The organism is Pedobacter xixiisoli (genome assembly GCF_900215335.1).
Lineage (GTDB): Bacteria > Bacteroidota > Bacteroidia > Sphingobacteriales > Sphingobacteriaceae > Pedobacter > Pedobacter xixiisoli.
Window position 1 is genome coordinate 1,189,448 of the sequence record NZ_OCMT01000002.1, and the last position, 26,313, is coordinate 1,215,760.

A 26,313-nucleotide genomic window follows, 5' to 3' on the forward strand; every position below is an offset into this window, starting at 1 on the left:
TGATTTTAACTTGTTAAGGAAATATGATTTTATTTTTTATTTAATGAGTTGGTTATTTTCTGATTTATTTCTTTCATTCTATTCTCTTCCACTTTCACTACTTTACGGTCGTAAGTTATTAAACCATTTACCTCACCCTCTACATCAGTAGTTTGAGTATAAACGGCTGCCGAGTATCCCATTTTAATTAACCTCAAAAGTTCTTCGCCATATTTAACGTACTCATCTGTCACTTCTTTCGCATTTTTAAATTGTACATACCCCCAATTTTTATCTGCTTGCCATAAATGATCTTTTAGCGGTAAACCTATTCCCCCGTATTCTCCTAAAACTGTAGCTCTTTCAGAATCGTTTTCATAAACGGTTAAACTTGGTCCAGGATAATGATGAATATCCAACATATCGCCGGTACGGTAATGATTTCCTCCACTTGCAGGATTAACTAGCCTAGAGGGATCATATCTTTTTGTCCACTCTGAAATCTCTACTGTTTTGAACTGACCCCAAGCTTCGTTAAATGGTACCCAAGTAACGATAGAAGGATAAGAGTATAAATTGTCGATAATCTCTTTCCACTCTTTTCTATAATCTGCTTCAGACTCAACCGACCTTACCAATTCTTCTCCATTAAAAAATTGACGCATTTGCCATTTCGGTGATTGTGTTCCATTTCCGTTGGGCATATCTTGCCAAACCAGTATGCCTACTTTATCACAATGGGTATACCATCTAGCAGACTCTACCTTTACATGTTTGCGGATCATGTTGTAACCAAGTTCTTTGGTCTTTTTGATATCATAAAGCAAAGCCTCGTCTGTTGGAGCGGTGTATAAACCATCTGGCCACCAACCCTGATCTAATGGTCCAAAATGAAAATAATCTTTATTGTTTAATTGCAAACGCACTATGCCCTGTTGATCTCTTTTATAAGAAACTTTACGCATCGCGGCATAGCTTTTCACATTGTCTATTAATTTTCCTTTATTAAATAACTTGATTTCCAAATCATATAAAAATGGCGATTCTGGTGACCATAGTTTAGCATTTGGAATTGAGATTTCTGTTTTTTGTCCAGCAGCAAACTTAACAACCGCAATTACTTTGTTTCCCTCTTTTACAATAGCTTCTATAATTGATGTAGAGTTAGCATTTTGAGCATTAACATGTATTAACAACTTATTATTGTCAACATCTGAAGTTGATTTTACGTTAGCGATGTATTGCTCATTTACAGGCTCTAACCAAACTGTTTGCCAAATACCTGATACTGGAGTGTACCATATTCCATGAGGATTCTTGATTTGTTTACCCCTTGCTTGATATCCGTCATCTGTTGGGTCCCATACTTTTACTACTACTTCTTGTAATCCTGTGGTAAGAAATGGAGTAATGTCAAAATCGAAAGCTGTATATCCTCCTGTATGTGAACCAACTTTTATATCATTTACAAAAACATCCGCTTTCCAATCTACCGCACCAAAATGCAATAGGATGTTCTTCCCACTCCAATTGGCTGGTATTTCAAATTTTCTTCGATACCAAAGTTCTTTAGTTTTCCCTAATTCTTTTTGCACTCCAGACAAACTAGATTCTACAGCAAAAGGCACTAATATTTTACCTTGAAAATCAGCAGGCTGCGGCTTACCTGCAGAAACTATTGCATAATCCCACAAGCCGTTTAAATTTATCCAGTCTATACGTTCCATAATTGGCCTTGGATATTCTGGCAAAACATTTTTAGAATCTATTGTTTCGGCCCATTTTGTTTTGATTTTATCTCCAGCGGGTTTCCATTGCGCAAACAGAAAGGAGTTTGTAAACAATAGTATTAACAAAGAGAATTTTGCTTTCATTTTCAATTGCCTTAATTCATTAAATCGTTTTAGTAACCTGATTAAGTCAATTTACACAAGAATAAATTTTGCAGAAATTGACTTAGAAACTGTTTAAAAAATGGAATAAATATTTGACAGGTTGAGTTTGGTGAGGACACCAAACTCTAGCGACTTGCTATAGGCGAATGTCCCCAACCGCCTAAGTATTTATTTTCATTGAAAATTTAAACAGTCCTTAATTAAATGCAAATACCTAGTTTAGAAGCCCTTTATTTTGCAATAGTGCCATTGCTTCCATTAAAGTGCAGCCACTTATTTGTGCACGAAGAGATACATTAGCCGTTTGGGGGGCTTCCCACCAATGATAGCCATACAAAGGAACAGGTGTTTTTAGCGTTCCTTTAAGCCATAAAGTTTCTGCACTATGCTTTATAAAAGTGATGTAACGCTTTCTATTTGCTTCGGGCAAATCTTTATGCATAATTAACTGAGTAAAGTATCTTATAAAGATGCCTTTGAACAAATTCACATCATGATCTTGTTGCTCTGCCCAGTCTGACAATACCCTATTATTGGTATTGATAAGGTTTGCCATCGTCCAATCGGCAGTTTTTATCGCATCTTTCAAATAAGTTCTGTCTCCAGTAATGTTATAAATTTCTAATGCCGAGCCAATATATGTACCTGTATTATAAGTCCAGTCTCCCCTAGTATTATCTATAGTTTCGAACACCCTACCTGATTGTTGAACTACTCTGTGGTTTTTCATCCAATCATAAATTCTATTGTACCATACGTTGTTCTTTAACCCAAGAGCGGTTTGAGCCTCTCCGTATTTTTGCCAGCGTCTTGCGGCAGTAATTGTAGATGGCCCGTTAGTAGGAATACCTTTACTTCTTCCTGCTGTATTCTCTTCGTGATTCCATCTGATACCCCCACCATCAAAATCATTCCAACCTTTAACTATTTCGTCCCATAAATATTTAGCTGATGTCTCATAGCGAGTATCTCCAGTTACTTGAAAGGCTCTCAAGTGCGCTACCGCATGCCAAGCCATATCATCATAGTAATTATTATAGAAACTATTTCCATTTTTTACTCTTACGCCTTGGTAAAAATCATTAATGGCATTCTTGTATAGGTCTGATTTTGTTCTCTCATAAGCATCAATTAAGACTTCTAAACCATGCGCCTCCGGCCAATAATCATATTGACCAATTGCACCTAGATTATTATTATTAAAATGATGTTTCGTTGTATTCCAGTAAGCTGTCATTAAAGCCTGACTACTGCTATCTGCTACTTTATTCCAATCTATTTTTGGTATTGGATTTCTTTCGATATACTCATCATTAATTTTTCCGCATGAGTAAAACCCGAAAACGATTAACAAGCATACTGTGATATATAATTTTAATTTCATGACAAAATCTTTTAGAAGGATGTTTAGCTTAATTACCAAACATCCTCTTTGACTACTAAAAATTATTATATTTTAACCATTTTATGTGTGTATGCTCCACTGGCATTCATTGTTATGGTTACGTCAACAAAGTTCTTTGCAAGGTTAGCAGCATCGTAGAAATCGTTGGCAAATTTAAATACACCTGTAAATGCGCCAGCTTCTACTGGTTTCATTTGGAAATAAGACTCGGTAGCTAAGTTTGGACGATTGTCTGAATTTCCTAGCTGCCCCCAATTCTCAACACCAGTATTGAATGTATAAACAAACTTGTAACGGTCTTCTTGCCATCCGCCTTTGTTAACGAAAATTACATTATAGTTAGCTAGTTTCCATACGCCTCCACCTTGGTAAGTAAAAGTATGCGTAACTCGGTTTTGATCGCTTAACAAAATCCCTATAGATTGTAACTCTCTAATCACCACACTTCCAGAAAGAAAATCTATTTTAATTTTATAAACTGCGGTTTTAGCTACCTCAGCACCATTATTATTTTCCTTAAAACTTGTTCCCGACGGATCTACAGTAAATGTTCTAGATACATTTTGTCTTGAATCTACAAAATGATATTTTTTACCAACTGTTAACCTGGTGTATATTTCAAATTCGTTACCACCGTCTAATGCTTTTAATTGCTGTGCTTTAGAAAGATCTGTTCCTCCTTCAGATGCTTCGCCGCTAATAAATACAGCCAATGGTGCTTCTATACCTTCTAATCTTGTAATGGTGAGGTTTCTGCTTAAAGCTGATTTGGTTTTAGACATGCCTCTTGATGATACTACCGTCCATTTTAAAGCAGCTTGTTCTCCAGAAGCTGCACCTGCTAGCGCCGCTATTCTATTTAATATTCTATGTGTAATGGTAAGACCAGAACTAGTTCCTTTGTTGTCAGAACTAACAGAATAAATAGGTTTAGAGAAGTCTCCACCTGCTTTATCAAACAATACATCGTAGTAAACAATGCTATTATCATCAGCCGTTGCTTTTTCCCATTCGAAAAATACGCTGGCAGTAGCCGTTGGTTGCAAATTAACGGTTCTATTATCTGCTGGTTCGTACAAATTACTTACCTCAGAAACCTTTACCTCTCTTAATTCGTCTTTCTTTTTGCAACTTGTGAACGAAACAATTACCATTAGTAATAATGCTAATTGTGTGAATATTTTTGTTTTCATATTTATGTTTTTAATGTTAACCACTAAGTTTTTTTAATAATTAATATCCTGGATTTTGACTTAAATTTGCATTAAGAACTCTTTCTTTTCTTGGAACTGCCCACAGATAATCTCTGTTCACGTTAAATCTGCCTGGAGTAAGTTTAATATATTCGAAAACGCCACCAACCTTTTCAAATTTGGCTCCTCTACGGTCTGATGTTAATACAACTGGTGCAGTTTTCCATCTGCGTATATCAAATACACGTAGTCCTTCCAAAGCAAGCTCGCAACGTCTTTCGTTTCTTATAATTTCTTGCAACTGTAACGGAGTTGCCGTAGTAGGAAAACCAACCGCAGCAGTAGTATTATCAAATCCTGCTCTTAACCTCAATGGCTTTATGGTCTGATCCCATACGGCCTGTGTCATCGCACCATTTTCATGCATCGCCTCAGCATACATCAAAAGAACATCTGCAAATCTTATTAATGGTAAGTTTAAGTTCGATGCCCAACCTAATGTGTAAGTTGAAGGATTAGGATCTGCATATTTACGATAATAATATCCTGTAGCAGTGGTAGCCTGTCCCTGACCTGTGTATTTATTGGAAACTCTTCCAGCTGGATTAACTCCATCGGGATTTATTACAATTGGGTAAGTCACCCCGCTTCTGTCTCTCCATGTAGAGCCATCATAAACTATGGTTGCACCCATTCTAAAATCACGGCCAGCATAGGGAGCATTTCCTTCTACCCATTTGTTACCATTGGTCATTAAATAAGAATCAACCAATTCTTGTGTTGGTGCAGCAAGGCTAAGACGAGCTTCGGCAGATAAAGGAGCATAATCTACAAGATTACCCCATGTGCGCAACTGCGGAACGTAGCCCATTTCGAGAATACTTTCGCTATTATATTCATTAGATGCTAAAAATAACCCCTCATAAGTTGGAAATAAGGTATAGGTACCAAAATTGGTAGTATTCACTAGCTTATTACAGTACTCGGCAACTTTAAGAAAATTACTTTCATACAAATACGCCCTAGCATTTAGTGCAACAGCAGCTCCTTTGGTAATTCTACCTCTGTCTGCAACTGCGTAATCCAGATTTGAAGGCAGTACAGCAGCAACCTCATCTAATTCTGTATGAATCCAGTTTTTGATTTGTGTGCTTGGTGTACGAGCTATTGACTTAGATTCTGCTAAGGTAATATCCTTTGTATAGAAAGGTACATCGCCAAAATGAGTTGTCAATCTCAAATAAAGAAATGCTCTTATAAAGCGTATTTCAGCTTTCATGCGTTCTTTTAGTGCACCATTCATATTAGGAACGCGGTCTACATTCTCTAGAAATGTGTGGCAGGTTTTAATACCACCATAACAATCATCCCACTCGCTGGCAAAGCGTCCATTAGATGCATCTGCCTGGCCAGTTGCAATTAATTTTTCATTAGTGTTTCCGTAACCAGAATAAACATTATCGCTTAAAACCTCGTTATTAAAAAGGTTGTCGCTACTAAACATCTGGCGGTAAGCCATATTTACAACCGAAGAAGCTTTATCTGCTGTGCTCCAATAGTTTGCTTCTGTAAATCTATCTGTTGGTGCAACATCCAGTTTTACACATCCTGTAAGCAATACACATCCGGAAAATATGATTGCAATTGTATATTTCATACTATTCATGATATAATCCTTTTCTTCTTAAAATTCCACATTTAAACCACCACCAAAATATTTGATCAATGGATAGTTTCTTCCACTATTTGCTCCACCAGCTCCCATATTAGAACCAAACTCTGAAGATTCAGGATCTATGAATGACTGGTGGCTTAACGTGATCATATTTTGCGCATTCAAAAAGAATCTAACTTTTTGAGCTCCTATTTTTTGTGTCAACGATTTAGGAAGTGAATAACCAATTTGAATATTTTTAAGCCTTAAATAAGCTGCATTAAATATTTGCAAATCAGAACCTTTACCGTAATTATTAGTTGTAGATGAGGTTGATGGAGCTGTTAAACGAGGATATCTTGCTTCCTGATTGTCTGGTGTCCAATAATCTAATTGGTGTTGGAATATTACGAATGAATAATTGCCATGAAATGGCTCGATCGATTCTCCACGTAAAGCCATTTCACGTTTACCAACGCCTTGCCACAACATACCTATATCGAATCCTTTCCATTCAAAATTATAGTTAAAACCAAATGTAAATCTTGGAAAAGCGTGGCCTAAAACAAATCTATCGCTATCATTAATTACACCATCTCCATTTCTATCCACATACCTGATGTCTCCGGGTTGTAAATCTGCTCCGATTGGTATCGCAGCAGACAATATTTCTTCCTGATTACGGAAATACCCGTCCATCTTATAGCCATAATAGGAAGCGTAAGGCAAACCTACTCTTGTGATACGTTCTATTTCATCAGATTTATCTATCCTTTCAAATCCTTCAAATTCTGTAACCTCATTTCTAGAATCACCAAGGTTAAATCCGAAAGTATGGTTAAAATCGCTGTGCTTAAGACGATAATTAATGCTTAGATCCCATCCCTGATTTTTCATTGACCCTATATTGGCATTAGCTACTGCACCACCTAAAGTGCCAGGTACAAGCGGCGTAAGTAAAATACCCGACGTTAATTTATGGAAGTAATCAAATGAAACATTTAACTTATTTTTAAAAAACCCTGCATCTGCACCAATATTAAAAGTTTTAGAGGTCTCCCATCTTAAGTTGGGATTTCCAAAGGTATATCCAGTACCACTTCCCGCAACATTATTAAATCCATATTGATTATTATATACGGTATAGGTAGTGTAGGTTTGATAATCGTCGGCACTTTGATTCCCTAAAGTACCATAAGAACCCCTTATTTTTAAATCCCCTACACGCTCCTTATATGCTTTCATGAAACTTTCTTCAGACGCTCTCCATCCTAAAGAAACAGATGGAAAAAACCCCCATCTCTCTTCTTTTGCAAATTTCGAAGACCCATCATACCTCATACTTACTTCGGCGAAGTACCTATCTTTATAAATATAACCTAAACGACCGAACACAGAAGCTAAAGCTCTTTCTGTTGTACCTCCAGGTGTGTTATAGCTACTTACATCTATAATTGTAGTCTCTATAGGCACACCTAATTCCGGATCTACAAATTGTTTCTTAATTTCGTTTCTTTGTTGACGATAAGACTCATTAGAGTAACCTGCTAAGGCTGTGATATTATGATCTTTATTAAAAGTACGGTTAAAATCTAGTAGAAACTGACTATTCAAATAAGTTGCTTTTCCGTTATAATCTTCGATACTATAATTATTGGAAGTACTAGCGTTAATTGGTGTATCCGAACCTGATAAATCATAGATTGGCACAAAAAATCTTCTGATTAGGCGGTGATCAGGATTAAGGTCTAAACCAAAAATCGCTTTTGCTTTTAGTCCTTTAATAATTTCGTATTCTCCGTTTACAATCCCCTGAAAATGGTCATTATCAGTTTTAGTAAAGCCACCTTGCTCCAAATCAGCAAGTGGATTACTATTTAATATTTCGTTTGCATAATAACGTCCATTTTCTGGTAAAGGCTTGTAAGTATTATAGACAGGAACACGAGCTGAGTTTGCCAACAAAAACCCTGTATTTCCTTGAAATGATTTCCCTTCGGTTCTGTCATAAGCAGCTATAGTAGTTAATTTAAACTTTTTATATTCTGCGGTTAGGTTTAAACGGAAATTATATCTTTTTGTACCATAATCTGGACCTCTAAAATTACTTCTCTGATCGAAATAACCTGCTGATACCATATAAGAGGTATTTTCTGAACCGCCTCTGACACTTGCATTATGCGTTTGCTGAAAACCATCTTTTAAAATGGCATTCATCATATATTCTGAATCGTGAGTAGCAAAATCCTGAATCTGTTGAGATGAATATACAGGGGCTAAACCTGAATTGACATAGGCATCGTTACGCAGCATAGCATTCTCGTAACCAACAACTGGCTTTAGCAAGACTTCTGGATTTTGAGAACCTACACTTGTGCTAAACGATACTCGGGGAGTCATATTCTTACTTCCCTTTTTGGTGGTTACTAACAACACTCCATTGGCCGAACGTGAACCATAAATGGCGGCACTACCAGCATCTTTTAGCACAGATATGCTTTCAATATCACTTGGATTAAGACTGTTTAGCGCTCCTGTACTGTTCGCAATTACACCATCTATTACTACCAAAGGTTCTGTATTATTGAAAGTACTTACACCTCTAATGTTAATATTTAGCGTATTATCGTTAGGATTCATACTTCTTTGCTGAATTACGAGACTGGGTGAAACTCCCTGCAATGCCTGAGTAGTATTCGCTACAGGACGGTTTTCTATTATAGAAGACTTGATCTGATCTATTGCTCCTGTAACACTTTTACGAGTAGTAGTACCGTAGCCAATTACTACTACTTCGTTCATTAACTGAGTATCCTCCTGTAGCTTAATTTTAATTTCATTTGCATTTACTACGGTAAACGATGACTTTTTAAAGCCTACAAAAGAAAATTCTAGAATAGCTCCTACTTGTGATTTTAATGAGAAATATCCTTCAGAATTTGTAACTGTTACTTTTTTGGTTCCCTTTTCTGCCACGGCAACACCAACCAATGGTAAGTTTTCGGAATCCAAAACATAACCTGAAACAATTAAATCTTGTAGTTTGTTAGAGAGATTTGCACTGGTCTGTTTAGAACCGTACTTGTTAGTTGCTTGTTTATTTTCTTCTGATGCGAAAGATATACTGCCATAAAAGAGTATAAACAAGATAAATAATCTGGCAGCAAAAAATGGTCTATCGTCTAAGGAAGATGAAAAGATACTTTTTGCCGACTGCGAACGACATTTATTGATCATAGCTTTATTGTATCATTTAGGTTTTTATTTGGTTATTTCTAGGAGATGCTTAGCAAACTCTTGATTTCTTTTGATTTAACTCATTCATTTTACATTGGCTTTTGGTTAGTAATTGGTTTTAAATTTATTTTCTATAAGGAAGTGCTAGGCTAAGTTCGCCGGCCACATTCTCGTTTAGTGCTTAACTTTATAAAATTTGGCTCCAAATAAAAAGATGACCAGATAGCAGATAATTGGCAAATAAAAAGCAGCAGCAACACTCTGATTTGCAATTAATCCCATTAAGAAAGGAAACACAGCACCACCTACAACGCCCATAGAAATAAATGATGATGCTTGTTGCGTATGCTTTCCTAAGTTTTTGATGCCCAAACTAAAAATTGTAGGAAACATGATGCTAAAGAAAAAATTGATAAATAATAATGCGATAAAAGAAGTCCATCCTAATCCCTGTGCTACAATAAGACACATTACGATGTTTAATAAAGCGAATATTGCAAGTAATCTACTGGCCGAAATATATTTCATTAAAAAAGTACCAATAAACCTTCCAGCAAGCATCATCCCCATGAAAAGCACTAAATAGTGACCTGCAATTTCATCAGAGAATCCCATTACTTCATGGCCATAATTGATAAAGAATGCCCAAGTGCCACCTTGCGCTGCTACATTAAAAAATTGCGCAACTACTGCCCAAACAAAGTGTTTGTGCTGAAAAAGTTTCTTAGCTGGCTTTATGTCCACATTAACTGCTTCGGTATTTGTTTCCGCTATTTCTTCGTGTGGATCTGCAAGCGCAGGAACTTTAACGAAACTAAATGCAACAGCAATTATTAAAATTACAGTGCCAATTCCCAAGTAGAGATTTTTCACGGACTCCATACCTTCTCCCTGACTTGCAGCGCCGCGAAACAAGAAATAGGTTCCAAGAGCAGGTCCTATCATTGTGCCCACAGCGTTAAATGCCTGCGCAAAATTCACACGTTGATCACTACTGCGTTGGTCGCCCAAAGAAGCCATAAATGGATGAGCTACTGTTTCCAATGTAGCAAGACCACAACCAAGAATGAATAATGCGATACGAAAAAACCCAAATGATTCTGCACTTGCAGCGGGAACGAATAAAAAAGAGCCTGCGGCAAAAAGGACAAGTCCTAATAAGACCCCATTTTTATAACCAAATCTTTTCATAAACAAACCTGCAGGAATACTCATGATAAAATATGCGCCGAAAATAGAAAACTGTACCAAACCCGAATTGGCCTTCGAAACATTAAGCACAGATTGGAAATGCTTGTTTAGTACATCGCCCATAGTGATGCCAATGCCCCAAAACATAAATAGGGAGGTAACGAAGACAAGCGTTATTAAAAATTTGTTTTCTGTAAATCGAACTTTTTCTTGCATGGTGTTTATTATAGAGGGTTAAGTTTTGTTTATATTATAATTTCTCTACTTGCGCCAGTAACGAATAAATTTCTATCATCGCCCCCTGATCTATTAATCGTTTTTCTGAGCGTGTGCCCACTAAATTTTGCTCGTTACGTTCTTTTTCCCATATCGCATCGGCATCTGTTTTAAAGAAGTTTATCCATTCTGGATTTTTATCAATTTTATACAGCTCCATATAACCTCTAAGCATTACGGCATTAAACCAGTATTCGTTTGGCAACCTATTATTTTTGAAGAAATGCGCCTTACCTGCTTTTGCTACACGCTTTGCTTCTTCAAGATATTTGGCATCTTTAGTAAGGTTATATAAAATAACAGCCGACTGTAACATTGTACCAGTATTGTATGTGTAAGTGTCTTTGTTAATTTTTAAAGATGGAATTTGGATATTATCCCAATAAACGCCTTCCGGAGATTGCAAACGACTTTTAGTCCAATCGTAAACAGCTATAGCTGTTTTTAAATATTCTGGTTTAGGATTTTGTTGATAAAGTCTAAGTGCCACCAACACCCCAGGACCATTAGAACACGTGTTCTTTGTAGTCATATCTTTCTCTCTCCAGTATATTCCTCCACCAGCAACAGTATCAAGCCCAAAAAGAATAAAATCATATATTTTATGAGCTTCTTTTAGATACTTCTTGTTGCCATTACGCTTATAAGCATCTAAATAGGTAATAGCTACCCATTGGTTATCATCGTAATATTTAGTGGTAATTTTTTCTTTTGTAACATAATCCTGATAAGCGGGAATTGGTTTGGTGTTTACCCAATACTGGTCAACTGCTTTTACAACTGGCTTCATGAAATTACTTCCCGGAAACAACACTTCCATTTCATTAGTTGCCTGTAAATATGCGCACAATGGCCACAACCACGAATGTTTATTTTCGTTTTTAGCACTATCCGTACTCTCGTAATATAACGACGTTTTATTCGCTTTTAAATAGGTGTTTACAGCATGATCAATCTTTTTAACACGATCGATATATTTAGACTCTTGTGCGGCGACAAGTCCAGAAACAAAAAGAACAACGGTAAGTAAGGTAATTTTTTTAAAAATCATAATTCATCTATTTATTAAAAATGAAAGGGGTATATCAATACAATTTCTTCTAGTTAAGACAACAATTCTGGTCTCTCATTAAAGACTTTCCATAAAAATTCTCCAAAAATGGTATTTGTCCATGCAAACCATGATCTAGTAAACTTCTCCGGATTATCTTTATGAAAAGATTCATGCATAAACCCAGTTCCGCCGTGGGTATTTTGCAGCATTTTTATACATTGGCTAATCTCGTCGTTGCTTGTACTGGTTAAACCTTTAGCGATTACACTCATTGGCCAAACCATATCCAAACCTATGTGTGGCCCCCCAATTCCTTCTCCGGTAGTACCTGTAAAGAAAAATGGGTTATGCTCAGACCATACAAATTTTCTAGTATTTTGATAGATTGGATCTTCAAGAGATACGGCTCCTAAGTAAGGCATTGCTAACAAACTCGGTATATTTGCATCATCCATTAGGTTGTAACTACCTAATCCATTTACCTCAAATGCATAAATATCTCCGAACTCTTTATGGTGTACTATAGCATGTTTCTTCAAAGCAGCTTCAACCTCCAAGCCTAAATCAAGTAGTTCAGTAGCTGTTTTTTCATCTCCAACAATTACTTTCATCATTTCTGATGCTTGTTTTAAACTCGTTACCGCAAAAAAGTTAGAAGGTACTAAGAAAGAGAAAACAGTAGCATCATCACTAGGCCTAAAAGCCGAACAAATTAAGCCCACAGGTTTAACCGGGTATCCGTAACCCGACATTGGCACCCCATCCGTAGCCCAAGATGTTTTTCTTTGGAAATGATAAGGACCTAAATCTTGTTTTCTTTGTTGCTCTTTGAACGTTTTTAAGGTTGCTTTGATCGCATTTTGCCAATTCGTGTCGAAACAACTTTTATCGCCAGTTTCTTTCCAATAATGATAAGCTAAACGAATAGGATAGCAAAGCGAATCTATCTCCCATTTCCTTTCGTGTATCCCTGGCTTCATGTCAGTAATATCATCTTTCCACTCTCCTTGCTTATGAGGATCATTGTAGAAAGCATTGGCATACGGATCTTTCAATACACATGCCGTTTGATGATTAATTACTCCAGCTATTAACTGTTTTAACTTTTCGTCTTTTTTCATGAAAGGCAAATACGGCCAAACCTGCGCTGTACTATCTCTTAGCCACATCGCATCTATATCTCCAGTAATTACGTACGTATCTGGCCTTCCGTTTTTTAAAGAGAAACTAACCGTAGTGTCTAATGTATTCGGAAAACAATTATTAAAAAGCCATGCTAGTTCTTTGTTTTTTACACGCTTGGTAAATTCTACTATTGCCTTTTCTATTGCAGGACTACTAAAATTTCTTTTAGACAAAGGCGTTCTCACCTCTTTAAAATTTAACGAACTGGCATAAGACAGTGGGTTGCCTAAATAAAGCGCACCACCAATCAAGCTAACATTTCTTATAAAAGATCTACGTTTCAAAACTTCTACTTTTTATGATAAAAAACTTATTAATATGACACTTTAAAGCACTGCATCACATCGCATTGCCGCAACCATGTAAGCCACCCTTGCCTCAACGCTAATTAAATAGCACGACACGAGAAACAGCAACATATAAAATGATGTAATCTTTTTTATTTAAGCACTTGTTAAAACTCATAGTTCTTCATCGACAAGGCCTCAATTATCCCTATCGTTACCATGCTAAAAAACCGAGAAACTGCTTGAAGAAACAACCACAAGACTTTACACATTTATATTTTGGTTAAAAACTTCTACTTCTTTAAAAAAAAAGTAGATGCTGCGCTATTTAAAAAATCGAATCGCCTACATTCGAAACTATACAAATAGCTTTTATAAAAATTCTTTTTACAAATTCATTACAATCAAATATAAAAATACTAAATTGATTTAGCAAACACTAAAATTTAATTATTGAGGATTTTGAACTAAAAATAATTCCTCCCACAAACAACCAGCTCCAACCAAAGCAGCATCTTCCCACAATGACGCCTGCAAAATCACAACATCTTTATTTTCAATACTTTTACTCATTCCGCTTTCGAACATACTTAGAGATTTCCCAATATTCCCCCCTATAACAACTACGTCTCCCTGCTCCTCTTTCAAGAAGTCATTAACAAAATCACCTAAATTATTCGAAAACTCTTCGATAATCTGATTTTTCGATTCCGAATCACCTGAATTAACTAAAGCTTCTACACTTTCTAACTTCTGTTTAGTTAACTCTTCAAATCTTCTTTCAAACCATCTGGCTGATATATAGTCTTCAGCAATACCGTCGCCCATAGGTACAATTGCCCTAAATAAATCACGAGTAACCCCATTAACACTAACTGCAGAACCTAATCCAGTACCGAGAGTAATCCCTAAAATTATGCCATTTAATGACAGCTTTTGATGCATAATCTCCCCATGTAGAAATGCCTCAGCATCGTTTCTGAACATTATATTAGCAGGTTTTACGGACAATGCATCAGCCAAGGCCTGCTTAATATCTCTTCCATATAACGAATCGTATTTACTAAGCCCTTTGATATAAGAAACTCCTTTCTCGTAGTCAAACGGGCCCGGCATAGCTATACCAAAAAACACCTCTGTAGAATTGTCTGCCGACACAAAATCCTGCAAAAAGGTTGTCCAAGAATGAATAATGGATTCGAAAGAACCGTGAGAGTTTACACGAAGTCTTTTTCTAGTTTCAGACAACACCGACCAATTTTTAACATTTATTTCACCAGCGGTTATATGCGATCCTCCGATATCTACACCTATCAGCTTTTTATTTCCCATCAGAATTTATATTTGTATTAGATTACAATAATATAAAACGTTTTAGCAAAATCAAAATATGATTGTTGATTTATTTTTGCCAGAAATCAGAAATCATGCTAAAAACGCATAAAAAGACCTTTAAATCACATTTTCAACCGAAACTAAAAACGATTGAAAGGTCTTTTTAAACCCAAACTAGTTAATAGAAATCTAAATAGCTTTATAATCTCCTACTTGAAGCTCTTATGATTAACTCTGGAGATAAAATGTCTGTTTGTATTTTTTTTACTTTGGAAGCCTTGTTAAGTTTGCCTAAAAGAATAGTGATAAGTTTTTCGGACATCTCTTCAATAGGCTGAGCAATAGCTGTTATACTCGGTGAATGCAATTCAAATACCACATCATCATCAAAACATACAACGGCAAGATCTTCAGGTATTTTCTTTCCTAGTTTCTTAAGAGCCTTTAAACCACTAATACATAAATAATTGGTGCCAAAAAACACAGCATCCAAATTGGGTTTTCTTTCTAAGAAAGACACAATATGCCTAATGATTTGCTCTTCATCTTGGTTAAAAGAAATCTCCTTTAAATGATGAGGTAAATTGTGTTGTGTTAATGCGCTCTCGTAGCCCTGCAACCTATCTTGCATTTGTGTTTGCAATGAATCTAACGTTATAAATGCGATGTTTTTATAACCATTGTTAATGAGATGCAAAACAGCCTCGTAAGTGCTAGTTCTATTGTCAACTACCACATAATCTGCATTAGTATCCGGCAGATAACGATCAAAAAGTATCACCGGAGTACCATTATCGATTAAGTCGTTTACCTCTTTTTCTACTCCCTCCGGAGGGCTGATAATATAACCATCAACATGACGGTCTTGAAACATACTCAATAAATCTTTAGTTTTTACACTATCGTTATCAGTACTACAATAAATTATTTTATAACCATTTTTGTACGCCTTCTCTTCTATTAACCTAGCAATACTCGAAAAAAAAGGATCTGCTATGTCTTCCACCATCAACCCAATAATCATTGTTTTGCCCGTCCGCAAGCTTTGTGCCAAGGAATTAGGCTTATAGCCTACCTCTTCAATTTGCTTTAAAACTCTTTTCACTAGTTCGTCACTAATTCTTTTTTCTTTGGCTTTTCCATTAAGGATAAAAGAAATAGTCGTAGGTGAAATGTTTAGCTGTTTAGCTAAGTCAACTATAGATAGTTTTTTTTTCAAGCTTTCTGTTTATGAGTTTATCAAAAATAGCTTTTTTAGTCCGTCATTTCAAATTCACTAACTTGTAAAACCATCAGCAGATTCAAAATGCGATAAACAAAAAAGCCCTGCATTACTGCAAGGCTTTAGGAAGTGGTGCCTGCTGGGATCGAACCAGCGACACAAGGATTTTCAGTCCTTTGCTCTACCTACTGAGCTAAGGCACCTCCCGTTTGGGAATGCAAATGTAGCCATCTTTTTTTAAAGACAAAATTATTTTAAAAAAATAATGTAATTCCTGCATAAATAAAGCTTTTTAAGCTATAAATCAGCGAATTAATTTTTCAGAAAAACATTCCATAATTCATAACCGTTCTAAATTTATTAAATTATGCATGCATAGTAAATGTTTTAAAACGAAATATTTTAACTTCGTTGTACCATTACGGTAGATATATTATGGTTTCACAAATTATATTCGTCATTTTGGCCTTAGCAGGCACTGCTCTATTTGCGTACAATGCCCGCAAGGTAGTTCGCAATATTAAATTAGGAAGAGCTGTTAACCGTACTGACCAACCTCAAAAAAGATTGCTTACGATGCTAAAGGTTGCTTTTGGGCAAACTAAAATGGCCGTGAGACCAGTTCCTTTCTTTCTACACCTCATTGTTTATTTAGGCTTTGTGATCATCAACTTAGAAGTATTAGAGATTGTGATAGATGGTGCTTTTGGAACTCACCGTGTTTTTGCAGGATTGGGAGGCTTTTACAACTTTCTTATTGGTAGCTTCGAGTTTTTGGCCGCTGGCGTTTGGTTAGCCTGTGCTATTTTCCTTATCCGAAGAAATGTGGTTAAAATCAAGCGTTTTTCGGGCGTAGAGATGAAAAACTGGCCAAAATCAGATGCGAACTACATCCTTATTACAGAAATTCTTTTAATGACAGCATTTTTAACCATGAATGCTGCCGATGTGAAACTACAGTCGCTAGGCGCTACACATTATATCGAAGCTGGAGCTTTCCCCGTAAGTACTTGGTTTGTTGGCTTGTTACCAAACAGCGTTGATAGCTTAATTTTCATCGAACGTTTTTGCTGGTGGTTCCATATTGCAGGCATTTTTGCCTTTTTAAACTACCTGCCCTATTCTAAGCATTTCCACATCATGTTGGCTTTCCCAAATACGTACTTTTCTAACTTGAAGCCAAAGGGACAGTTTACCAACATGGATAGCGTTACTAATGAGGTTAAAGCCATGCTAGATCCTTCGTTTGTACCCGCAGATACAGCACCTGGGAAGTTCGGAGCAAAAGATATTCAAGACCTTAGCAGGATAAACTTACTTAACGCTTATACTTGTACAGAATGCGGAAGATGTACTTCCGTTTGTCCGGCAAATATTACAGGCAAACTACTTTCGCCTCGTAAAATTATGATGGATACCCGAGACCGTATGGAAGAAGTTGGCAAAAACATCGATAAACACGGGTTAGAACATCAAGACGGCAAATCATTGCTAGATGATTACATTACCAGAGAAGAAATTTGGGCCTGTACCAGTTGTAATGCCTGTGTAGAGGCTTGCCCAGTGAATATCGACCCACTAGAAATTATTGTAGAACTGAGACGCTATGCAGTAATGGAAGAATCAGTTGCACCGGCAAGCATCAATGCCATGCTGGGCAATGTAGAAAACAATGGTGCTCCTTGGAAATATTCGCCTGCTGACAGGTTTAATTGGAGCGAAGGAAATTAGTTTAAAGCTGGAAAGTCCGAGGCCCGAAAGATTTAAATAACGATTAAAGATCATGAATTTCAAGTCTTGATACTTGATGCTCATTACTAGATACTAAAAAAATGGAATTCAAAGTACCAACAATGGCCGAACTAATGGCCGCAGGAGAAGAACCAGAAATATTATTTTGGGTAGGATGCGCTGGAAGTTACGACGAACGAGCGCAAAAAATCACTAGAGATATCTGTAAAATCCTACATCATGTTGGACTGAAATATGCTGTCTTAGGCACAGAAGAAAGTTGTACTGGAGACCCCGCAAAACGAGCTGGAAACGAATTTCTATTCCAGATGCAGGCCATGACCAACATCGAAGTGCTGAATGCCTACAATATCAAGAAAATCGTAACTGGTTGTCCGCATTGCTTTAACACCATTAAAAACGAGTACCCAGGTTTAGGTGGCACTTACGAAGTGATCCACCATACACAATTGATACAAGAACTTATCAACGAAGGCAAGCTTAAAGCTGAAGGTGGCGAAAGTTTCAAAGGCAAGAAAATCACTTACCATGATCCGTGTTATTTAGGCAGGGCAAATGGCGTTTACGAAGCCCCAAGAAAAGCGTTAGAAGTTTTAGATGCTGATTTAGTGGAAATGAAACGCTGCAAAGCTAATGGACTATGTTGTGGCGCTGGCGGTGCTCAAATGTTCAAAGAGCCAGAAAAAGGCAAGAAAGACGTAAACATTGAGCGTATCGAAGAAGCTTTATCAACTGAACCTCAGTTTATTGCTGCCGGCTGCCCTTTCTGCATGACTATGCTTAACGATGGTGTAAAATTAAAAGACAAAGAACAAGAAGTTAAAGTATTAGATATCGCTGAGATTACCGCTAGAGCGAATGGGTTGTAGGGACTATGCATCCGTGATCAGGGGTCAGTTGAAACGGCCTACCATTTTGTTTAAGCAAATTACAAGTCCATAAAATTAGAAAAGCTTCTACCCAAAAGTAGAAGCTTTTCTAATTAGCAACAAAATTTATCTATTTCTGGTTAATCTACTTTGATCACTTTTGTACTTAGCACGCCATAACTGCCATAGCTACGCACCGAATAAGTTGCCCTCGAAAGGCCTGTTAAAGCAATTCTTTGTTCGATTTCTAATGGCGATACTTTGATCGTTTTAAGCACTTTACCAAGCAAATCAACCAATTGTATTTTATTGGTACCTAATGGAAAAGCTACCTTTGTTTCGGCAACTACCGGATTTGGGATTACTAGTAATTTTGCTTCTGCATCAAACTTGAAATCTACAGACCTCACTTCTAACTCTTCGGTCGTTCCATTGTAATCCGTTTGTATCAGTTTATAATAATTGGTACCTCTTAGCGGTTGGCGATCGTAAAAAGAATAATTATTTCTAATAGCAGTTGTGCCATTTCCTGCTACTGTACCTATTTGAACAAAATCTTTTTCATTAGCAGACCTAAAAATACCAAAAGACTTATTGTTGCTTTCTGATTCTGTAGACCATTCCAACTTTGCAGCATTTCCCTCTGGTTTAGCTTTGAAAGAAATTAATCTTACTGGAAGTATGCCCTGATAATTAATAACGAATTGGGTGGCTGCGGTATTTTCATTATCAGCAACATCAACTGCTTTTCCAGCTGCCACGCTAACGCTTACATTTCCAGTAGATATTGGCGAAACTGTAATGTTATAAACACTACCGCTGCCGCTAAAACTAGCTATGTTACCATTTCCAACGGTAATATCGCCCTGTACAAAACCAGTTACATTTTCCGAAAATGTAATAGTATATGGAATTGGTGATGTAGTTGTAGTAGTACCATATATTCCTACTGATGAAGTGATACTTACCGTTGGCACTACTCCGTCTATTACAATATTCTTATTAGCTCCCAATGAACCTGTCGCACCTGGGCTGGATAAGGTTAAGACCGCATCATTACCAGCGGCATCTCTAATGCTTTCGCCAGCAACTAATGCAGCTGTACTAGAATAGTCTAAATCTGACGACACATCATTTGCTAGTACAGTGTAAGCAAAATTAAGTGTAGACCCTGATCCAGAAGTATAATCTATAAATCTTGAAGAAGATCCTATTCTAAGGCGTAAAAATGGGTTGTCAACTACAATTACGTTTTCAGAGAAATTTACCTGTATGTTAATGATATCGCCAACCTTATAGGTACCATTAGCCGTTGTAGAGCTTACCGACACTACCGTAGGCGCAACCGCATCTATAACTATCACTTTACTATTGCCAAGTGAATTTACCGCTCCCGGAGCTGCCAAAGTTAGCGTAGCATTGTTTCCTGCGGCATCTTTTATGGTTGCACCATTAAGCGCTAACGCCGTTGTTGACGTATAATCCAAATCTGAAGATATATCGCCAGCAGTAACGGTGTAAGTGAAAATTAATTTAGCTGTACCAGATCCCGATGAATAGTTCACTACCCTATCAGTACCACCAGTTTCTAAAGTTAGCTGAGGCGTATTTGTTACGACAACGTTTTCAGAAAAGTTAACCTCAATACTAATGACACCACCTGTTTTATAAGTGCCATTCGCAGTAGATGAGCTCACAGAACTTACAGTTGGCACTACTCCGTCTACTAAAACGGCGGTAGTTGATCCTACACTGTTTAATGTAAGTGTTGCATCATTCAAGGCGGCATCTCGTAAGGTTCCGCTATTGGCAGAAAGTGTTCCGATGCTAATACCATCGTTATCTAAATTGCCACTTTGTACCGTATACCTAAACAATGCGGCCGTAGAACCAGAACCAGAAACGTAGTTTGCGAATACCGATGAACTACCTATTGTTAGCGCAATTCGTGGGGTTCCAGTGATGTTAACTACCTCGCTAAAATTTACTGTAAAATCCAAATTGTCGCCTAATTTATAAGTGCCATTTGCAGGAACGCCCACACTACTTACGGTTGGCACAACGCCATCTATCCTTATTGCTTTATTACTACCAAGAGAGTTCGTAGCCCCTGGGCTTGCTAATACTAACACCGCATTATTTCCTACAGCGTCTTTTATTGTACCACCGTTAAGCGCCAACGCAGCAGTTCCCGTATAATCTAAATCAGCAGCTATATCTCCAACCTGCACGGTGTAGTTAAAGGTTAAAGTAGATGTTCCAGAACCAGAAGCGTAATTTACCACTCGATCTGTAGTCCCTGTTTCCAAAGTAAGCTGGGGTGTACCAGTTACAATTACACTCTCAGAGAAATTAACCTGTACACTAATATTGGCCCCGAGTTTATAAGTACCATCAGTAGTAGATGAGTTGACAGAAGTTACTGCTGGTGCCGATCTATCAATCGTAAAAATTTCTCCAGAAAATGGCAATGCGGTAGATATACTAGCTGAAAGACCCGTAGCATTTTCAAAATTTAATCCAATGGTACCGCTTCCATTACCTGTATTAACAGTAACAGTATAAGTTGTACCAGACCCACTAACACCTGCAATAGAAGCTCCGGCAATGCTTCCATTAGTACTTAGTGAAAAATTACTAGTGTTAACGCCTGTAACCGAAGCTCCAAAGGTAGCTGTGTAAGTTACCGATGACTGATTAGTTGGATTGGTGCTAGCTCTTACAATAGAATTAATGGTAGTAGTTGCCGCCGTGCTTCCCCACCTAAAGTTATCTAAAGCCACGTAGTTAATTGTAGCACCGCCCTGTACCTCTATTTCATCAATATTAACGCTGCCAAATCCCGCCGCTACAAAATCGATAAAAGTAAAACCGTTAGAATTAGCTGTAAGCGTAGGATTGAGTGTAAATAAGGTTGAGCCAGTTTTTTTACCTCTAAAAGTTACTCCGCCAGTGCTTGTAGGATTTAAACCTTTATCTGTTGAAATATAAACGAAAATAGATTTAATGGTAAATAGAGCAGCATCCGTTGTTTTAATAGAGTAAGCCTGATTAGCACTTGCCGATCCACTATTATCAATAAAATTATTGGAACTCCCTCCACACGCCGTCGCCGAAGCACAACCTACTCCAACACCATAACCACCAGTAGAGGGTCCGGTACTCGTTGTCTCTATCGTTTCTCCGCAATGCAAGAATTTTTGCCCAGGGATAAAAATACCAAAAAGCCCACCTGTATTTTTACCACAATTAGGCGTAACTAATGTAAATGACTGGGAGTTACTGACAAATGCCCTTGGCTTACCAGACGTATAGCTCTCAAAGGTTTCTGTGGTTTGCGCCAATGCATTTTGCACAAAGCCAGTAATTAGCATTAAAAAAAATGCTATTGTTAGTTGGTAGTTTTTCTTCATATAACGTTGTTGATTTTATCTAGATTTTAATTATTGACTTTTCAGTTTAAATACAGATATGATACAAATCATGAATACTATTGAAATAATGCCAAAAAATGGGATTGCATATAAAATTGCCAGATTTGAGAACGGCAAGCCTTGAAGAGACATTAACATATTGAAGATAAATGATTTGCTGGCAATAAAGCTATGCAAATTATTACTCTTTTTAAGAATAAAACTTTAAAGAGAAAGGAAAATTTTAGTCAGTCGGCGAAATAATACACCTACGCTGCGCAAAGCGATTTTCATAAAAAGATCACTGGATTTTTATAGATATGTAAAATATAATTTCACACTCAAAAACAACTGAAAACAAAAAATTAAAGCAGCTTTAAACAGAATTACTTATTAGCCACCAAGCTAGTCTGCATTAAAGCTCTAAAATGACTAGCCAATTCGTTTAATTTTTCTTCGTCAATGCCTTTCAAAGGCACAACCATGTAGGTCGACATGCTATCTACCGCTCCTTGCCTATCGTTTCTAGTTTGTACAATTACATCGTCGTTTTTGGTACGCAACCAAAGCTCGCCACTTGTGGTGTTACCGTAATAATCCATTGAGGAAAATCTCGAAAGATTAAAGGAAAAGAACTCTTCTTTGCCATTGGCATAAACCTTCCTAAATCTGCAAAAACCACTGTTAGTAACATTCAATTCGTAGCGTTTTAAAGCTTCAACTTGCCCATCTTTATCGTAATATTTATTGAGCCAACCATGAATAAAAGCACGGCTATCTCCTGACGAAACAAAGCCAGACAGCAATAAAAAAGCTAAGCTAAATGAAAAGAAAACCAACTTTTTCAAGTCGAATGTAAACTTTTGCATGAGAGTTCCGTTTTAAGAAGGGTAAGTTAAAAAAATTGATAAATTTGAAATATGATTTTTTCTCCACAATCCAAAGTTTGGATCTACCAAAGTAACCGTAAGTTTAATGATCAGGAAGCTACAGAAATACGTGATATTTTAGATCGTTTTGTAGAGCAATGGACAGCCCATGGTGCTCAACTTAAAGCGAAAGCGGAGATTTTCCATCATTACTTTATTGTATTAATTGTAGATCAAGATGTAGCTAATGCTACTGGCTGCTCAATTGATTCATCGGTAAGAATAATCAAAGAGATTGAAAGTAAATTCAGTTTAGACCTTTTTGACCGCTTTAACATGGCTTACAAAATTGATAACGAAGTTCATGTTGCTACCAAAGAAGATTTCGAAACTTTAATTAGCGCTAAAAAAATAGGTTTAGAAACCGTAGTATTTAACAATTTGGTGCAGACCTTAGAAGATTTCGAGCAAAAATGGGAAGTACAACTACAAGATAGCTGGCATAAAAACATTTTTGCAGAACAGTTAAACGGGTAGTTGGCTAACTGTTGAATCGGTTATTTGGTGAACTGATTTTTTGAAAACGTCCGCTCCATAAAATTCGGCAATGGCAGTCCCGCTATCCGCTGTATCTTTTCGCTTAGCTAAAAGGATGCCGCTTCTATCGGGTTTAACAAACTTAAACCTGTGCAATAAAGCTGCCAGCCAAACCCGATTGAAACGGTAATACTTTTTGTTTTATTGCTGTCATCCTGAACGCTAGTGAAGGATCCCTAATTTTAATCACTGAAGAAATAGATATCTAGAAACTCGGGGATAACAACAAGCCTAAAACAAAAAGATTATAGTGAAAAGCGGGACTAGCCGAACCGATATCAAACTGCAAGTGCTTTTCTAATCATTTCAATCTATAAGCTAAATACTAATACCTGACACCTGATACCTGACCACTAGTTACTGATACCTAACAACAAACAACCTTCATAATTATTTGTTACCTTGATATACAAATACCATTTATGAAACGTTGGCTCAAAATTTCTTTGAAAATTATTGGTGGATTATTGGTGCTACTCATTCTAGCATGGTGTGGCGCTGCCTATTATATTAACAAAAACAATGAAGCAATTTTGGCCAAGATACTTGACCAAGTAAATGCCAAAGTAAATGGAACCGTTGAAGTTTCACACATGGAAACTACTTTGCTGAAAGGATTTCCTGGCATATCTGTTTCTCTTAAAAATGTTTCTCTTCGCGATAGTTTGTGGAGCAAGCACAAAAAAGAGTTGTTTAGAGCAAAAGACATTGATGTTTCTTTGAATGCACTATCACTAATTATTGGAACAATCAATATCCGCAAAGTAGCAATTAACAATGCCAACATTTATCTATACACAGACTCAACCGGCTACACTAACACCAGTATGTTCCGTACCAAAGACAAGAAAAAAGCTGTTGAAAATGACGATAGCGCTAGCTCTTTGCAAATAAGAATTATTGATTTGAACAAGGTTGATTTGGTAATTGATAACCAAAAACGTTTTAAGCTTTTTAGCTTCTATGTAGATGAGCTGAAAGGAAAAATTAAATATCCTTTGGGCAGATGGGATGGAAATTTCAAGCTTAAAACCAAAGTAAGAAGCTTTGCTTTCAACACTAGAAAGGGTAGCTTTTTAAAAGATAAAACTATTGCAGGAAATATGACTGCTCATTATGATGATGAGTCGGAAGCGATCATCATTGACCAAAAACCAATTAAAATAGGTGAAGACACTTTCAGTATTGGTGCCAGCATCAACATTGCAGAAAACAAATCTGCTTTTTCTATCGCCATCAAGGCCGACCAAATCTTGTATCGTAATGTAGCACAAATATTAGCTCCCAACATATCCGAAAAACTGTTTAAGTTCGGTATAGAAAAACCGATGGATGTTACCGCTAGTATCATTGATAACGGCGACAAAAACTCTAGCGACCCGCTCATTAATGTAAAGATGACGGTGAAGAACAACAATGTCTCTATACCATCTGGAGAGCTCAAAGACTGTTCTTTCATCGGATATTTCTCTAACCAAGACACGACCAGCAAACCTATTGGAGATGCCAATTCGATTATCCGTTTTTACGGGCTGGCGGCTAATTATTATAACGCCCCGATAAGAATAGATACATTTACTGTTTCCAATTTAGAAAAACCTTTAGCACAAGGTTTAATTACTTCTAAATTTGATTTATCAAAACTCAATGGTTCTTTTGAAGAAGAAAGTTTCAAATTTGAAAAAGGTACAGCAGATTTAAGTCTATTTTGTCAAGCTGATATTGATAATTTCCTATTTACCAAGCCTGTACTTCATGGTAAAATAATAATAAAGGATGCCACGATCAATTACCTTCCCCGTAATTTAAAATTGGTAAATAGCTCTTTAGATTTAAATTTTAACCAAAAGGATTTAAATATCACCAACAGCAGGTTTCAGTTGGGCAAAAGCATACTGAGCATGAATTGTTCCATTGAAAACTTCTTAAATTTCTACTATACCGATCCCGAAAAGATAGAAGCTAGGGTAAACTTGAGCAGTCCGAATTTAAACCTTACCGAGTTTATGCCCTTCTTGGGGCCACGACAAGCTAAACGTAAAAAAACTTCGAGCAAAAATGCCATTAAGGAAGCATCAGAGCAGTTAAGCGCAGCCTTGGAAGCCTCAAAAGTTCATTTGCAACTAAATGTAAAACAAGCGGCATACAATAAATTTATTGCCCGTAATTTAAATGCGCATATTTCACTCATTGGCAATGGGGTTTATTTCAATAAAATTACGGTGCAACATGCTGGCGGTCACGTTAATTTTAGTGGAAAGGTGGAGCAGCTGGGTGCTATCAATAAAATGCAGCTCAATGCGAATATTGCCAAGGTAAGTATTAAAGAGTTTTTCTACGCCTTTGATAATTTCGGACAGCAGTCTATTACCAATAAAAATTTAAAAGGATTTCTGTCGGCAAATGTTAATGCTTCTGGTAATGTAACCGCTAAAGGCAATATAGCACCAAAATCAATGTATGGAAAAGTAAACTTCACCTTGGATAAAGCTGCATTGGTAGGTTTTGAGCCTTTAGAAAAAGTTGGAAAGTTTGTTTTTAGAAGCCGAAATCTTTCTAATGTACAATTGGAGAAATTAAATGGTACGTTAACTTTACGCGGCGACAAAGTAGATATCAGTCCGATGAAGATAAATTCTACTGCACTTAACTTCGATGTGAAAGGCGTTTACGGTTTCAACAGTGGCACCAATATCGCTCTGGATATTCCATTAAGAGACCCTAAAAAAAGTGCTGATATTATAGATAAGGAAGAGCGGGAATTAGCCCGAATGAAAGGCATTGTACTACATCTAAAAGCGGTAGATGAAGATGGGGAATTAAAAATTAGATGGAATAAGAAGAAAGACAGGGAAGCGAATAAATAAAATGCACATTAACATACCCTAAACAAAACTAAC

Annotated in this window: 16 protein-coding genes and 1 tRNA gene; 4 read left to right on the top strand and 13 right to left on the bottom strand. The window is 36.8% G+C overall.

What is annotated here, in order from left to right; all coding sequences use genetic code 11:
* Positions 1-29: 29 nt before the first annotated feature.
* From CRO54_RS11345 to CRO54_RS11395, 11 genes are all read right to left on the bottom strand, one after another.
* A complete protein-coding gene (locus CRO54_RS11345) occupies positions 30-1,853 on the bottom strand; it encodes a glycoside hydrolase family 2 protein (protein ID WP_097132012.1) in 1,824 nt (607 codons plus the stop codon).
* 235 nt (positions 1,854-2,088) lie between these two features.
* Complete coding sequence (locus CRO54_RS11350; protein WP_097132014.1) at positions 2,089-3,258, bottom strand: glycoside hydrolase family 76 protein; 1,170 nt, start codon at positions 3,256-3,258, stop codon at positions 2,089-2,091.
* Between the two features lie 65 nt (positions 3,259-3,323).
* Positions 3,324-4,472: a SusE domain-containing protein gene (locus CRO54_RS11355; RefSeq protein ID WP_097132016.1), complete on the bottom strand. Its 1,149-nt coding sequence runs from the start codon at positions 4,470-4,472 to the stop codon at positions 3,324-3,326.
* A 40-nt stretch (positions 4,473-4,512) separates the two neighbouring features.
* Complete coding sequence (locus CRO54_RS11360) at positions 4,513-6,129, bottom strand: RagB/SusD family nutrient uptake outer membrane protein (protein WP_240775086.1); 1,617 nt, start codon at positions 6,127-6,129, stop codon at positions 4,513-4,515.
* 27 nt (positions 6,130-6,156) lie between these two features.
* Complete coding sequence (locus tag CRO54_RS11365; RefSeq protein WP_097132020.1) at positions 6,157-9,363, bottom strand: SusC/RagA family TonB-linked outer membrane protein; 3,207 nt, start codon at positions 9,361-9,363, stop codon at positions 6,157-6,159.
* Positions 9,364-9,537: 174 nt separating this feature from the next.
* Positions 9,538-10,770 (bottom strand): L-fucose:H+ symporter permease, encoded by a 1,233-nt coding sequence (gene fucP, locus CRO54_RS11370; RefSeq protein WP_097132021.1) that lies wholly within the window; start codon positions 10,768-10,770, stop codon positions 9,538-9,540.
* A 34-nt stretch (positions 10,771-10,804) separates the two neighbouring features.
* The gene (locus CRO54_RS11375) at positions 10,805-11,881 is read right to left on the bottom strand and encodes a glycoside hydrolase family 76 protein (RefSeq protein WP_097132024.1); all 1,077 of its coding nucleotides are present in this window, start codon (positions 11,879-11,881) and stop codon (positions 10,805-10,807) included.
* Between the two features lie 53 nt (positions 11,882-11,934).
* The gene (locus CRO54_RS11380; RefSeq protein WP_097132027.1) at positions 11,935-13,353 is read right to left on the bottom strand and encodes a glycoside hydrolase family 125 protein; all 1,419 of its coding nucleotides are present in this window, start codon (positions 13,351-13,353) and stop codon (positions 11,935-11,937) included.
* 453 nt (positions 13,354-13,806) lie between these two features.
* Positions 13,807-14,688: an ROK family protein gene (locus CRO54_RS11385; protein ID WP_097132028.1), complete on the bottom strand. Its 882-nt coding sequence runs from the start codon at positions 14,686-14,688 to the stop codon at positions 13,807-13,809.
* 202 nt (positions 14,689-14,890) lie between these two features.
* Positions 14,891-15,910, bottom strand: coding sequence for a LacI family DNA-binding transcriptional regulator (locus CRO54_RS11390; RefSeq protein WP_097132030.1), 1,020 nt, complete (start codon positions 15,908-15,910; stop codon positions 14,891-14,893).
* 133 nt (positions 15,911-16,043) lie between these two features.
* Positions 16,044-16,116, bottom strand: a tRNA-Phe gene (locus CRO54_RS11395).
* Between the two features lie 232 nt (positions 16,117-16,348).
* Between CRO54_RS11395 and CRO54_RS11400 the strand changes: the two genes are divergently transcribed.
* Entirely contained in the window at positions 16,349-17,644 is a 1,296-nt protein-coding gene (locus CRO54_RS11400) for a 4Fe-4S dicluster domain-containing protein (RefSeq protein WP_097132032.1), read from the top strand.
* A 101-nt stretch (positions 17,645-17,745) separates the two neighbouring features.
* Positions 17,746-18,534: a (Fe-S)-binding protein gene (locus CRO54_RS11405; protein ID WP_097132034.1), complete on the top strand. Its 789-nt coding sequence runs from the start codon at positions 17,746-17,748 to the stop codon at positions 18,532-18,534.
* Positions 18,535-18,674: 140 nt separating this feature from the next.
* Here CRO54_RS11405 and CRO54_RS11410 read toward each other — a convergent pair whose 3' ends face one another.
* Both CRO54_RS11410 and CRO54_RS11415 read right to left on the bottom strand, forming a co-directional pair.
* Positions 18,675-21,947: a beta strand repeat-containing protein gene (locus tag CRO54_RS11410; RefSeq protein ID WP_097132036.1), complete on the bottom strand. Its 3,273-nt coding sequence runs from the start codon at positions 21,945-21,947 to the stop codon at positions 18,675-18,677.
* Between the two features lie 386 nt (positions 21,948-22,333).
* Positions 22,334-22,816, bottom strand: a complete 483-nt coding sequence (locus CRO54_RS11415) for a hypothetical protein (RefSeq protein ID WP_097132038.1) — start codon at positions 22,814-22,816, stop codon at positions 22,334-22,336.
* A 51-nt stretch (positions 22,817-22,867) separates the two neighbouring features.
* On the opposite strand from CRO54_RS11415, the gene CRO54_RS11420 reads away from it, so the two are divergent.
* Positions 22,868-23,353 (top strand): ABC transporter ATPase, encoded by a 486-nt coding sequence (locus CRO54_RS11420; RefSeq protein ID WP_097132040.1) that lies wholly within the window; start codon positions 22,868-22,870, stop codon positions 23,351-23,353.
* Positions 23,354-23,835: 482 nt separating this feature from the next.
* A complete protein-coding gene (locus CRO54_RS11425; RefSeq protein WP_097132043.1) occupies positions 23,836-26,280 on the top strand; it encodes an AsmA family protein in 2,445 nt (814 codons plus the stop codon).
* Positions 26,281-26,313 lie beyond the last annotated feature (33 nt).